We start from the raw sequence: 14,289 nt of genomic DNA, 5'->3' as shown, positions 1-14,289 counted from the left end.
ATTTTTAGATTATACCAAACGGTAATTTACATTACCATAAGTGATATATTTATGCTCAATAGCATTTTATATTAACCGATAGCAACTTCCCATCGTCAAGGATAGACAACATGAGTATTGAAAAATTTACCCCAAACTGGATGACCGAAGAGCACGAAATGGTCTATGACAGCGCGCTTAAAATGTTCAAAGGTTGGGAGCCAAAGGATGAACAGTGGCGCAAAAATGGCATGATAGACCGTGCCGCGTGGGAAGAGGCAGGTGAAAACGGTTTCTTATGTGTCTCTATACCTGAAGAGTATGGCGGCGGCGGCGGTGATTTCGGTCATGAAGCGGCGCTGTTATACGCACAAGCGGAAGCCAACCAATCAGGGTTCGGTGGCATGGTACATTCAGGGATTGTCGCCCCCTATATCTTGAGTCATGGTACAGAAGCGCAAAAACAAGAATGGCTGCCTAAGATGGCGACGGGCGAGTATGTGGCTGCGATTGCCATGACCGAACCTGGTACTGGCTCAGATCTACAAAACATCAAAACCTATGCGGTAAAAGATGGCGATGATTATATTATCAATGGCTCAAAAACCTTTATCACCAACGGTCAGCATGCCAATCTGATTTTGCTCGCGTGCAAAACCGATCGGGAAAAAGGCGCGCAAGGCGTCTCGCTTATCGTCGTAGAAACGGACAAGGTAGAAGGGTTTGAACGTGGTCGTAACCTCGACAAGATTGGTCTGACCTCACAAGATACGTCGGAATTATTCTTTAGTAATGTGCGTGTGCCGCAAAAAAATCTGTTGGGCACTGCCGAAGGCATGGGTTTTATTCAAATGATGCAAGAACTGCCACGCGAGCGTTTAATCATTGCTTTAACGGGCGTTGGTGCGATGAAGCTGGCGATTAATTTGACGCTAGATTATGTCAAAGGTCGGGAAGCGTTTGGCAAACCGATTTGGAAGTTTCAAAACACGCGCTTTAAAATGGCAGAATGCTACGCCGATTATCTCGCTGCCAGCACTATGTGCGATGCCGCTGTTGATGCCATGTTAGAAGGCAAATTGACAGTACCGCAGGCATCATTGATTAAATACTGGGTGACCGAAAAGCAGTGTGACGTGATCGACGAATGCGTCCAGTTGTTTGGCGGTTATGGTTACATGACAGAGTACCCAATCGCTCGCCTATATGCCGATGCCCGCGTACAGAAAATCTACGGCGGCACCAATGAAATCATGAAAGAGCTGGCGTCACGCTTTATGTAAGTGGCTGATATACTTATTTATTCTAATTATTGACTCTACTTATTGGTTTTAACATGGCGATTAGATTGCCATCATTGCTATTTATTTAAAAAAGAAAAAAAGGGATTTTTATGACTGAGACTGCTTACATTTATGATGCTATCCGTACTCCGCGCGGCAAAGGTAAAAAGGATGGCTCCTTATATCAGGCGTCACCAATTTGGCTGACCCGTACTCTATTAAAAGAGATGCAACAGCGGCATCATTTGGACACCAGTTTGGTTGATGATGTGGTGCTTGGTTGTGTGACACCCGTTGGTGAGCAGGGTTCTGATATTGCCCGTATTGCCGTCATCGATGCTGGCTGGGCGCAAAGTGTGGCGGGCGTTACTTTGTCTCGGTTTTGTGCGTCAGGTCTGGAGTCTATCAATCTCGCTGCCGCCAAGGTCATGTCAGGCATGGAGGATATGGTGGTCGCAGGCGGCGTAGAGTCGATGAGCCGCGTACCGATGGGCTCTGACGGCGGTGCATGGTATATGGATCCACGCGTTAACGAAGCGACGCATTTTGTGCCGCAAGGTGTTGGTGCAGATACCATAGCGACGCTGAAAGGCTTTAGTCGTACCGATGTCGATGCCTTTGCCAGCGAATCGCATCGCCGCGCTGCGAATGCGTGGGAGCAGGGCTATTATGATAAATCGGTCGTTCCTGTCACTGATATCAATGGCATGACGCTATTGGATAAAGACGAAACCATCCGTCCCAATACCAATGTCGAGACCTTAGCAGGTCTCAATCCTTCCTTCATTATGCCGGGCAAGATGGGCTTTGATAGCGTGATCTTGGACAGGTATACCATTATTGAAAAAGTGAATCACGTGCATCATGCGGGTAACTCGTCAGGCATCGTCGATGGCGCGGCGATTTGCTTAGTCGGTAGCGCTGCTGCTGGTAAAAAAGCTGGCCTCAAACCCCGTGCCAAAATCACGATGGCTTCAGTTGTTGGTTCAGAACCTGCCATTATGCTGACAGGGCCAACGCCTGCCTGCCAAAAAGTGCTCAAAAAAGCGGGGATGCAAGCTTCAGATATAGACCTATGGGAAATCAACGAAGCTTTTGCTGCCGTGCCACTCAATACTGCTGATGACTTTGGCATCTCGCTTGATATCGTCAACGTCAATGGTGGCGCTATTGCTATGGGTCATCCTCTTGGTGCCACGGGCGCGATGCTCATGACTACTGTCCTTGACGAATTAGAACGTCGCGACCTAAAAACGGCCATGATCACACTCTGTGTCGGTGGTGGTATGGGCATTGCGACTATTATTGAGCGCGTATAGCACTAATAGATGATGCTAATAAATAGCGTTAATGGATAGTGTTAATAGACAGGGCTAAGAGATTTTTAGTGATTTATATCGACATAAAATAATATAAGAAGGACTTAACATGAGCATAAACAGCGTAGATGCCATCAATGCATTGAATAACTTTTCTGCCGAATCTGATAATGGCATTATCACCGTCACGATTGACCAAAGCAGTCGCAAAATGAATGTCATCGGCGATGGTTTTACCGATACTTTTGCGGTGATGACAGACAGCTTTATTAACGATGCGTCCGCCAAAGGTTTGATTCTGACCTCTGGTAAAGAAACCTTTGTCGTCGGTGCTGATATTGACCAATTGGCCAGTATTAAAACCGCTGAACAAGCCTTTGAGCTGGCCGAAGACCTGAAAGCTAGCTTACGCAAACTAGAGAAATCAGGTAAACCTGTCGTCGCTGCCATGACTGGAACGGCACTTGGCGGTGGTTTAGAGCTAGCATTGGCATGTCATTATCGTATCGCGATTGATTCGCCTAAAACCAAGCTGGGTCTACCTGAAGTCAAATTGGGCTTGCTGCCGGGTGGCGGTGGTACTCAGCGTTTACCGCGATTGGTCGGTATTCAATCAGCTTTAGAGCTGATGACCCAAGGTAAAGATCTGCGTCCAGCTGCTGCTAAAGACATGGGTTTAATCGATGCCACTGCCACTGACAAAGCAGATATGCTCAAGCAGGCGACAGATTGGATAAAAGCCAATCCTACAGCGCAGCAACCGTGGGATAAGAAAGGCTTCAAAATCCCCGGCGGTGACAGTAAACATCCCAAAGTCGTACCCATATTTTCTATCGCGCCTGCCATGGCCAATCAAAAATCACACGGAAACTATCCTGCGATTACCCATATCATGTCTTGCGTGTTCGAAGGCTGCTTAGTGGATATCGATACGGGACTTGAGCTTGAGTCACGTTACTTCGCTGCTTGTGTGCTGTCTGCTGAATCTAGAAACATGATTAACACGCTATGGACGCAGCTAAACAGCATCAAAAAAGGTCAGTCGCGTCCTGATGGCTTTGAGCGTTATAAAACTAAAAAAGTCGGCATTCTAGGTGCTGGCATGATGGGTGCAGGTATCGCTTATGTCTCAGCCAAAGCAGGCATAGAAGTGGTACTTTTAGATACCGAAATGGCAGGCGCTGAAAAAGGCAAAGCCTATTCTGCCACCATTTTGGATAAAGCCATTAGCCGTAAACGCTCAACGGAAGAGAGGAAGCAAGCGTTACTCAATCGCATCAAGCCGACAGTGTCTTATGATGATTTGGCAGACTGCGATCTGATTATCGAAGCCGTCTTTGAAAATCGTGAGATTAAAGCCAAGTGTACTGAGCAGTCTGAGGCGGTGATTCCTAACACTGCTGTCTATGCGTCTAATACGTCAACATTGCCTATCACTGGATTGGCAAAAGCCAGCACGCGTCCCAATCAATTTATCGGTCTGCATTTCTTCTCGCCAGTCGACAAGATGCCGTTGGTTGAGATTATCATGGGCGAGCAAACTGACGACGCCACTTTAGCAAAAGCGTTTGATTATGTCGTTCAAATTGGTAAGACACCCATCGTTGTTAATGACAGTCGCGGTTTTTATACGTCGCGCGTATTTGGTACCTATGTGTCAGAAGGTATTGCAATGCTAGGAGAGGGCGTCCATCCGCGCAGTATCGAGGTCGCTGGCATGAAAACAGGTATGCCCATGCCGCCACTGGCATTGCAAGATGAGGTGTCATTAAGTCTGGCTTTGCACGTGAGTGAACAGCAGCAGCTGGATATGCAAGCCGAAGGCAAAACTATCACTGTGCGTCCCTCGTACGAGATACTCAAAACGCTGGTCAATGAGCATGACCGAGAAGGAAAAAAGAACGGCAAAGGTTTTTATGACTATAAAGAAAACGGTGACAAAAAACTATGGCCTGAGTTGACCAATCTTTTTCCCACCAAGGATGAGCAGCCAACTCAGCAGGATATGATTGATCGTTTGATGTTTATCCAAGCCAACGAATCTGCTAAATGCTATCAAGAAAACGTCGTGCGCTCTGTCGCTGATACCAATATCGGCTCAATCTTTGGTTGGGGGTTTGCACCACATCAAGGCGGCACTCTACAATTTATTAATTCGATGGGTCTAGAGACATTCATTGCACGCAGCCATGAGCTTGCCAGCAAATACGGTGAGCGTTTTGAACCTGCGCAGATTCTTGTGGATATGGCCAAAAAAGGCGAGGAGTTTGTAGATGGCTAATACAATAGCGCATTCTATGGCAGATTGTTTACAGGGGTTGCGAGTGGTCGATTTGACTCGTAACTTGCCGGGGCCTTTTGCTACGCGATTGCTTGCCGATTTGGGCGCAGAAATTATTAAAATTGAGCCCAAAAATGGCGATCCTGCCAGAGCCTTTGGCGAATTGTTTAAAGCATTAAACCATGGTAAAACCACCGAGAAACACGACTTTCGTGATCCCAAAGGTATTGACGCTATCAAAGCGCATCTCAAAGATGCCGATGTGATGTTAGACAGCTTTCGCCCTGACGTGTTAGAGGGCATGGGATTAGATGCCAAAACATTGCATGCGATTAATCCTCAGCTGGTAATGGTATCAATCACTGGTTATGGCGTGGCGGGTGGCAGTACAGCAGATAAAGCGATCACTCATGACTGGGCTAATAAAGCCGGTCACGATATTAATTTTATGGCGATGAGCGGTGTGCTTGATCAGCTAAAGACTGCCACTGGCGAGCAGGCGATGCCTAACGTGCAATTCGCAGATTTGGCAGGCGGCAGTGATACCGCTGTGATTGCATTGCTCGCTGCTGTGTTCGCCGCCCAGCGTACCGGCAAAGGTCGTCATATTACCGTCAGTATGACGCACAGCTTGTATCAGCATCTGGTCATGCCAAAGGCAACGGGAGCGCTGGTGAAGAGCTTCTCAGGACAAAAGCCAGCACCGCAGCATGATTTTTTGGGTGGTCTATTACCCTGCTACCGATTGTACAAAACAGCAGACGAGCGTCATATGGCCGTTGGCTCGCTAGAGCTAAAATTTTGGCAAGGATTGTGTGAAGTATTGGATTTGCCTGCGCTAAAAAATAGCCATTGGCAACTTGGTATTATGCCTAACACTTCTGAAAGCCAAGCGGCGGCTAAGACGGTAAGCGATAAATTTGCCAGTCAAACACTTGAGCATTGGCAACAAATTTTTGCGTCAGCAGATGTCTGCGTGACCCCAGTACTGACCTTAGAAGAAGCCCAAGCGCATCCCTTATTTGCACATCAAGATGAGCATGGTGCTACATCCGGCTGGCAGTAAGAGAGGATATTAATGTTATAGCCAATAGATAGCGCTCTCCAAAAAATTAATGACCAATGACCAAGGAAGGTTATGATGAAAAAAATTTGGATAGATCACTATCCGAAAGGCGTCGTGTCTGATATCTCAGCGACAAACCAGTCATTACTAGAACTGTTTGAATGCTCTTTTGCAAAATTTTCTCAACAGGAATTTATCACCAACATGGGTGTCACTTATACCTATGCACAGGTCGATGAAACCTCTAAAGCTATTGCTGCTTGGATTCAAGGACTTAATCTTGAAAAAGGATCAGTGATAGCCATTATGATGCCGAACGTCAATCAATATCTGCCCATCGTCATCGGTGTACTACGGGCAGGAATGGTCATTACCCTCGTTAATCCTTTGTACACGGCACGCGAGTTGAGGCATCAACTGAACGACTCTGACTGTAAAGCGATATTTATTTTGACCCCATTTTGTTCAACCCTCGAAAAAATTGTCCATGACACGGGTGTAAAAACCATTGTCTATAGCGATATTGGGGATATGCTGGGCACTGTCAAAGGCAAAATCGTCGACTTGGCTGCCAAGTATATTAAAAAAGCAGTCCCGCCACACTCACTCAAATCTAATGCTCAGTATCAAGTACAAAGCTATAAGTCTGTCCTAAAAAAGGGTAGAAATATGAGCTATACCCGACCTGACGCGGATACTAAAGACGTGGCGCTGTTAACGTATACAGGTGGCACGACAGGCAAAGCTAAAGGTATTATCGTCAGTCATCACAACATAGAGATTGCAACCTCGCAGTTTGAGGCATGGTTTCAGCCTGTGTATGATGATGTGGACGATGATAAGCAAATGAATACCATTGTTGCTTTGCCGCTTTATCATATCTTTGCTTTTGTGGTTGCTATGCTAGGTTTCAGAGTGGGGCAGCACCTGACGCTCATTACCAATCCGCGTGATATTGATGGTTTTATAAAGACTTTAAACTCGCGGCCATTCCATCTTTTACCAGCAGTAAATACGCTATATCAGGCCTTGATGGCACATCCGCAGTTTAAAACGATTGACTTTTCTGAGTTAAAACTCTCTTTGGCTGGGGGCATGGCCGCGACGCCAGAAACCGCCAAAAAATGGCTCGACTCAACTGGTCATCCCATCTTAGAAGGTTGGGGGATGTCAGAAACCATTGGCGTGGGCACGGCCAATCCCTTTACCAACAAAGCGTTCAACGGCAGCATCGGCATGCCACTACCTGGTGTAGATATCAATATTCGTGATGAGGATGAGACAGTTTTAGAAATCGGTGAGGTTGGGGAAATATGTATTAAAGGTGACAATGTCATCGCAAGCTACCACAATATCGACAATACTGGGTTCTTCACCGCTGACGGTTATCTAAAGACCGGTGATATCGGGTCTATGGATGAGAAGGGCTACGTAAAAATCTATGATCGCAAAAAAGACATGATTATCGTCAGTGGCTTTAATGTCTATCCCAATGAAGTGGAAAACGTGATCGAGCGACATCCTAAAGTAGCTGAATGTTCCGTCGTTGGTATGGATGATGAGTTACAAGGACAGTCGGTCAAAGTCTTTATCGTTAAAGCTGATACCAGTCTAACAAAGGATGAAATCATGCAGTTCTGTAAAGAAGATCTGACGGGGTACAAACGTCCCAGACAGATCGAATTTATTGATGAATTGCCCAAGTCGACAGTCGGTAAGATATTGCGTCATGAGCTTAGAAAATCGGCTAACAAAACATGATTAGCGAATGGCTTATCACGTTTATCAACACTTATCACTAATGCTTTATCCCACACTTTTCCTAAATGTCAGATATTCGGCGCTGATAGCGTCGGCATCTTCGATTTGCGGATAATGTCCCAATGCTGACATTTCTGTGGTATTGGCATTGGGAATCAATTCACGATAACGATGAATCATATGTTGACCTGAGATAGGGTCTTTGGCACCCGCGATCAGTTTAACTGGTACGTTGCTATTGATAATCGCGCCTACCCAACGTTCACGGTATTGTTGACGTTGAGGGATATAGTCAATCAACTTGTGCATCACTGCTAAACCATTATTGTGCGTTAACAGCTGCCATAATGTGTCGATGACTTCAGGGGTTGGCGGTGTTGCAGGTCCAAATATGTGTTGTAAATTTTTCGCGAATTTGTTTTTGTTAATAAATTTGGATAGCAGAGGCCCTAATGGCGACAACAACAGTTTTTGAATCAGAATGGGTTTGTGAGTTTCAGGAAATAAGCCACCATTTAAAAAACAAACACTGGCTATGTGCCTGCCGCTGCTATCAATACTGTCATCAACTTGTCTCGCCAATAATTCTTGTGCAACCGTATCGCCATAATCATGCGCCAAAATATGATAGTCCTTGACACCAAGACGCTGCAAAACAGTCTCAAAAATATCGGCTTGCTCACTGATTAAGTAGCGTGCGTTTTTGGGTTTATCAGACAGGCCAAACCCCAACATATCCAGAGTAATCACATAATAATGCTCAGTGAGCTTATCCCACATACCTTCCCAGTCCCAACTGGCGCTAGGGTAGCCATGAATCAACAGTAAGGCTGGCGTGTCTTTGTCTCCGCCTTGACGGGTAAAAATCTGCTGACCGTTAATAGATTCAAGCTGTCCCTGCTGTTGCCATTCGCTCAGTGTTATCATCGAAGGTTACTCCTCAAATGACGGATCAGTGCGGCGGAGTTTTCTTAATAAGGCGGGCCACGCAATGTCACCATTGGCCTCTTTAGTCACTTGCTTGGATGCCGCTTGGATACCAGCCAATATTTGCGGTGATATCAAGGTTAATTCACTGCCGCCGCTTTGTGCCTTGATTTGAACCTCGCAGGCTCTTTGCATGATATACATATATAAAAAAGCATCTGCCACGCTGCTGGCACAAGTGAGTAAGCCATGATTACGTAAAATCATAAAATTGGCCTCGCCAAGGTCAGACACTAAACGTACTTTTTCTTCAGGGTTTAAGGCGACACCTTCGTAATCGTGATATGCCAAGTTAGATAATGGAAATAAGGATTGCTGTGAGATAGGCAGTAAACCCTGCTGCTGAGTAGACACGGCGACACCATCGCTGGTATGCAGATGAATCACGCAGTGGGCATCGTTACGGGCTTCATGGACGGCGCTATGAATGGTAAATCCGGCAGGATTGATATCGAATGCTGATGAAGACACTTTTTCACCAGCTTGATTGACTTTGACCAGATTAGAGGCAGTAATCTCTTCGAATAATAAACCATAAGGGTTAATTAAAAATTCATCTTCAGTATCTGGTACGCGTGCCGAAATATGAGTAAAAACCAAATCATCCCAACCATACGAGGCAATCAATCGATAACAAGCCGCCAGATTGACTCGCATCTGCCATTCTTGTTCGGTTACATGGTCTTTTACATTCGGCGTTGAATTATTGTTCATTAGGTCATCCTTGACTGTTTTGAAGGTGATGAATACATCATTTTTTTCGTAAAGTTTCCTTGAATCTATATCCTAAAATAAATAAAAGCAATTGAATTCTGTATTCAAGATGCCTGAGACTCGCTCATGACATGTTTAAAACAGATATAGTCAGTGAAAAGTAATATCGATACATCACGCACTGCTGATATTGGTTTTGCTTGCTGTGCCTGTGCAGACAGAGGCTGCAAAAAATTGATATCAGCCGTGTCGTAGCGTTTTGGGGTATTTTGACTATATTTGAAGGCAATAGGTTTCATTTGGTTTTTTAGCTTGATAGAGAGATGAAACGTTTGTCTCCTATCATTGAGGATTAGTGTTCGCATTGTTATCATAAGCAGGTAAAAGATATTTTTCATACTATTTATCGTGGAAGGCGACAAGTAGTTTATCGTGGAAAGCAATAAGTAGTAAGATAATAGTCTTCCAAATCTGAGCACATTGACCTCAATTCAACTGCGAAAAATATCCATGACTTCTTCACTGCATTGCCTATACTCTTTTCGTCGCTGTCCTTATGCCATGCGCGCCCGACTCGGTATCTTATTTGCTGAGTTGCAGGTAGAGCTGCGAGAGATAGCTCTGAAAAATAAACCATCTCAAATGCTGGCTATTAGTCCGAAAGGCACCGTCCCTGTTTTGCAGCTTGCTGATGGTGTGGTGATTGAAGAGAGTCGCGACATAATGGTGTGGGCGCTTGAGCAGACAGATCCGCAGGGATTACTCAATGCAGCGGTCTTGCATCAAAGCCATACTTTGCTCGATCAAAACGACAATGAGTTTAAGCATTGGCTGGATCGCTATAAATATGCTGACCGTCATATTGAGATGACCCAGACAAAGTATCGACAACGAGGTGAAGAATTTTTACAGGTTTTAGAAGAGCTGTTGACTAAAAACTCATATTTACTGGGGGATAGCCCGACCATTGCCGATATTGGTATCATGCCTTTTGTCCGCCAATTTGCCCATGTGGATCGCGATGTCTTTTATAGCTTACCTTACCCGAATCTGCAGCGATGGCTACAACACTGGCTTCAGCAGCCACTTTTTTTGCAAGCCATGACCAAGTTTCCCCTTTGGCAAGAAGAGAGTGATATAGTGGTCTTTCCTTCTTGATACCAAGAGCGTAAAACTTCTGGTTTTCTTAACATTAGGACTTTAATAGACTTATCTGAAAAACTTAGCATATAGCTTCTTATAGCAATAAATTATAGCAATAAATTTTTAGACGATACCTGTTCATTGACTCTCTCTAATAGATTCACAAAGGCTCTCAATGATTTGTGCAAGAGGTTTCATGACTGGAAGTCTTTGTGGGGCGATACGGCTCTACAAAGACTTTTTCTTTTGGAAAATAATAAAGAAAATGTAAAAAGCTGACACAGAATAATAAAAGCCGATTGTTGCTGAATGAGTAAGAATACAAAGCAATAATGCGGTAACCTTAGGGTTATGGACGACGTTCGAATTTATATACAAAGGGAGTTGTAAAATGAAAGGAATTACACGTTTTTCGAACAGTTTGATGGAGAGGTATTTACCGGATCCGTTTTTGTTTGTGATTATCTTAACTGTCGTCATTTTTGGTATGGGCTTAGGGCTGACTGATTCTTCGCCTGTACAGATGGTGGCATATTGGGGTGAAGGGTTCTGGGCATTACTCGCGTTTTCAATGCAAATGGTGCTGGTGCTCGTCACTGGTTTTGTCTTGGCAAGCAGCCCGATATTTAAACAAGGGCTGGGCAAGCTTGCCGGTTTTGCACGGTCGCCAGGTAGTGCGATTATTTGGGTAACCTTAGTTTCTCTGGCAGCGAGCTGGATCAACTGGGGATTTGGGTTAGTCATCGGTGCGTTATTCGCCAAAGAGTTGGCAAAGCGTGTTGAACATGTTGATTACCGTTTACTAATTGCCAGTGCCTATTCTGGGTTTATTATTTGGCACGCTGGATTCTCTGGCTCGATTCCTCTATCGATTGCCACAGAAGGCCATCCTTTCGTTGACAAAATTGGTATTATTCCGACGACTGCGACTATCTTTGCGGGTTATAACTTAATTATCGTTGCTGCGCTGGTCATTATTGTCCCGTTATTAAACCGTTTAATGATGCCAAAAAGAGAAGATACCGTTACCGTAAATCCAAAGGTTTTGGCTGATCCCGTCATTGAAAAGCTTCCGGAAAAATCGGACATGACACCAGCAGAACGTTTAGAAAACAGTTGGATTTTATCGATGGTCATAGGCGCATTGGGGCTTGCCTTTATCGTCTATTATTTTGTACAAAATGGCTTTGCGTTAACGCTAGACTTGGTCAACTTTATGTTTTTGTTCCTTGGCATCATATTCCACGGAACGCCTCGCAAGTATTTGATTGCCGTTCAAGAAGCGGTCAAAGGCGCAGGCGCTATCATCGTTCAGTTTCCGTTTTATGCAGGTATTATGGGCATGATGACGGCATCTGGTTTGGCAGCCGTTATGTCAGAAGCATTCGTTAGCGTTTCGACAGCAGACACGTTGCCACTTTTTGCATTCTTAAGTGCAGGACTTGTCAACTTTTTCGTCCCTTCGGGTGGTGGACAATGGGCAGTGCAAGCGCCAATTATGCTGGAAGCTGCGGAAATGCTTGGTAGTGACCCCGCGAAAGTTGCCATGGCCGTCGCATGGGGCGATGCGTGGACAAATATGATTCAGCCATTTTGGGCGTTGCCTGCACTGGCAATCGCTGGACTAAAAGCCAAAGACATCATGGGCTTTTGTGTCATTGTTTTGGTCGTCAGTGGCGTTGTGATCGGGTTAGGGTTGTTGTTTTTATAATTAAAAAATAGCCTTAGCGTGACAGCTTAATGTTTAGACCTTGCCTGATTGATGGGCAAGGTCTTTTTTTATGAAAATAATTCAAGTGGTATATCTATCGCTGCCTATCTAAAATTGTTCAAATAAGCGACAATACCCGCATACATTCTAAGCATATATTGAGAGGTTTATATGCCCTTAGAAGCGCATATAGAAACATATATCGAAACGCATATTATTTTTTAATAGTAGACATCTATTACTGTTAACCCAAATGAAAAGGCAATCCTAAATGACCAATAGTAACCCGTATGATTTTGCACCTTTACAGCCCACAGGTAGAAACGAGACTGATACTGCCAATACCTATGCGCCTGAAGATATGATTAAAATATACGAGCAGCAGTTTTTGATCCCAATACCTGAAGACAAGCTAACTGAGTTTTTACCCGCGCTAAAAAGATTTTATGACATCGATAATAATACGCTGGATGTCAGTGCTATTATTTTCGACGCAATCGCAGACTCCTCTATCATTTACAATCATAAAATTAAAGTAGGCGACTATCAAATACTGGGCGGATTGGTAGAGGAAGCGATCGAATATGATGAAGATAATAAAAATGATGAAGGTGTTGAAGACAAAGAAATCCAAGCCTATACTTTAGAGTGTCAGCGTACTTTTTTTATCAATGATATAGAGATACTTTATCATTTTAATTTATTTATTTATGGCGATGGTTATTCTACTTTAACCAAAAAAGACACTGTACTAGAAAAAATGTATTGGTTCGTGAGAGGCAGATTCGAAGAGAATTTATTGGATGACTCTGAAGACAATGACAGTTTAGACTCTATTAATGAGCAGCTAGCCAGCTTAGGTATTCGGGCAATGGATCTGACGACCATAGATGAGATCGTAAGCTATGTAGAAGACAGCATCATAGATGATGCCATGGTGGACGAGCTTAATAAATTATTGGATAATGCGGAATAGCCTGAAAGATAAGTCTGGTACTTCCGATCAAGTTGGTTATGATTTGTACCAAGACAGTGGTAATCTGGCAAAGTTATATATTCAGACCCCTATAGATGATAACGTTATTTAATAATAAGGTATAATTAATGATAAAAGCGCTCCTAAAGGGGGCGCTTTTTGATACATAAAACCAGTGTTATTCAGGCTATAGTTGAGGCAATTCAAAAGTTTATGGTGTGTTAAATAGATTACAAATACTCACGGTTAGCGCCATGGTCAAAAGATCAAATACGCCCTAATACAAAACCATTAGCCCTAATACAAAATCATCAATAAGGCACATCGCTATGGAACAAGCACAAAACGCTGTAGAACACAGACCTGTATTCATGCCCAAAGTCAACAGTGACAATTTGGTAAAAACGGATATGGTTAGGTTTGAGCGGCATGTGGGATTTGCAACTAGACAGAAGAAAAAGTCCATCAATGACCTGCAACAAGTCATTCGTAAAAAATATGGATTTAAGCAAGTGTTAGAGCTGTCTAGCAAATCTGGCAATAAGTTAAGTTTTCCACTAAGCCCGTTCAGCTTAAAGATCACTGATGAGCATGATGGCAATCAATACAGTGTCGAAAATGCCTTTCAAGCCAGCATGGTTTTTGAGGACGGTGGGCCTTACCTTGACTTGCTGACAGTACCGCCAAGACAAGCCAGAAAGGACGAGCGATTAACCACCTCAGGAGAACTCACTGGCTATAATTATTTTGGTATGGAGTGGGGTGTAGAGCCGTTAACTGTGTTTTATGATTGGCTGTATGTAAATGCCCTAAAGCAAAATCCTCAGCTGCACGAGGAAGTGATGCAATATCAGGCCTTTACTGACATCACCTTTAATCCCAAAAAATCTATCCATTGTGCCGCTTATGCATTGGCTTTGTTTGTGGCGCTCAATAAACGAGAGTTGCTCGATAATATTGAAGACCCAATAGCGTTTTATAATTTATGTGATGAGTTCAAAATCAGTAATACTGAGCAGCTTTTGGAAGAGGGTTGGGTCTAATGGCTAGACAGAATATGCTTTAGTAC

11 protein-coding genes are annotated in these 14,289 nt (G+C 44.1%); 9 read left to right on the top strand and 2 right to left on the bottom strand.

Going from position 1 to position 14,289, the window contains the following annotated elements; all coding sequences use genetic code 11:
- The first annotated feature begins 110 nt into the window (after positions 1-110).
- The 5 genes from IOD06_RS02050 to IOD06_RS02030 all read left to right on the top strand — a co-directional run bounded on the left by IOD06_RS02050 (position 111) and on the right by IOD06_RS02030 (position 7,689).
- Positions 111-1,262 carry an acyl-CoA dehydrogenase family protein gene (locus IOD06_RS02050; RefSeq protein ID WP_010198593.1) on the top strand — a complete coding sequence of 384 codons (1,152 nt, stop codon included), beginning with the start codon at positions 111-113 and terminating at the stop codon, positions 1,260-1,262.
- A 110-nt stretch (positions 1,263-1,372) separates the two neighbouring features.
- On the top strand, positions 1,373-2,581 hold the full coding sequence (locus IOD06_RS02045; RefSeq protein WP_194618850.1) for an acetyl-CoA C-acetyltransferase: 1,209 nt from the start codon (positions 1,373-1,375) through the stop codon (positions 2,579-2,581).
- 109 nt (positions 2,582-2,690) lie between these two features.
- On the top strand, positions 2,691-4,862 hold the full coding sequence (locus IOD06_RS02040) for a 3-hydroxyacyl-CoA dehydrogenase NAD-binding domain-containing protein (protein WP_194618849.1): 2,172 nt from the start codon (positions 2,691-2,693) through the stop codon (positions 4,860-4,862).
- A complete protein-coding gene (locus tag IOD06_RS02035) occupies positions 4,855-5,928 on the top strand; it encodes a CaiB/BaiF CoA-transferase family protein (protein ID WP_194618848.1) in 1,074 nt (357 codons plus the stop codon). Before IOD06_RS02040 ends, IOD06_RS02035 begins: the two co-directional genes overlap by 8 nt.
- A gap of 72 nt (positions 5,929-6,000) precedes the next feature.
- Positions 6,001-7,689 carry an AMP-binding protein gene (locus IOD06_RS02030; RefSeq protein ID WP_265087650.1) on the top strand — a complete coding sequence of 563 codons (1,689 nt, stop codon included), beginning with the start codon at positions 6,001-6,003 and terminating at the stop codon, positions 7,687-7,689.
- Between the two features lie 45 nt (positions 7,690-7,734).
- Here the strand turns inward: IOD06_RS02030 and IOD06_RS02025 are convergent, their stop codons facing one another.
- Positions 7,735-8,616, bottom strand: a complete 882-nt coding sequence (locus IOD06_RS02025) for an alpha/beta fold hydrolase (RefSeq protein ID WP_194618846.1) — start codon at positions 8,614-8,616, stop codon at positions 7,735-7,737.
- Between the two features lie 6 nt (positions 8,617-8,622).
- On the bottom strand, positions 8,623-9,390 hold the full coding sequence (locus IOD06_RS02020; protein WP_194618844.1) for a class II aldolase/adducin family protein: 768 nt from the start codon (positions 9,388-9,390) through the stop codon (positions 8,623-8,625).
- A gap of 510 nt (positions 9,391-9,900) precedes the next feature.
- On the opposite strand from IOD06_RS02020, the gene IOD06_RS02015 reads away from it, so the two are divergent.
- The 4 genes from IOD06_RS02015 to IOD06_RS02000 all read left to right on the top strand — a co-directional run bounded on the left by IOD06_RS02015 (position 9,901) and on the right by IOD06_RS02000 (position 14,263).
- Positions 9,901-10,548, top strand: coding sequence for a glutathione S-transferase (locus tag IOD06_RS02015; protein WP_194618843.1), 648 nt, complete (start codon positions 9,901-9,903; stop codon positions 10,546-10,548).
- A gap of 376 nt (positions 10,549-10,924) precedes the next feature.
- Positions 10,925-12,244, top strand: coding sequence for a short-chain fatty acid transporter (locus IOD06_RS02010; RefSeq protein ID WP_194618842.1), 1,320 nt, complete (start codon positions 10,925-10,927; stop codon positions 12,242-12,244).
- 271 nt (positions 12,245-12,515) lie between these two features.
- Positions 12,516-13,220 carry a hypothetical protein gene (locus tag IOD06_RS02005; protein ID WP_194618841.1) on the top strand — a complete coding sequence of 235 codons (705 nt, stop codon included), beginning with the start codon at positions 12,516-12,518 and terminating at the stop codon, positions 13,218-13,220.
- A 329-nt stretch (positions 13,221-13,549) separates the two neighbouring features.
- Positions 13,550-14,263 (top strand): hypothetical protein, encoded by a 714-nt coding sequence (locus tag IOD06_RS02000; protein WP_194618840.1) that lies wholly within the window; start codon positions 13,550-13,552, stop codon positions 14,261-14,263.
- The last annotated feature ends 26 nt before the right edge of the window (positions 14,264-14,289 follow it).

Origin of the sequence: Psychrobacter sp. N25K4-3-2 (assembly GCF_015351755.1) — a bacterium.
GTDB lineage: Bacteria > Pseudomonadota > Gammaproteobacteria > Pseudomonadales > Moraxellaceae > Psychrobacter > Psychrobacter glaciei.
The sequence above is the reverse complement of the archived record's forward strand: the minus strand, read 5'-3'. Positions and strand labels throughout refer to the sequence as shown.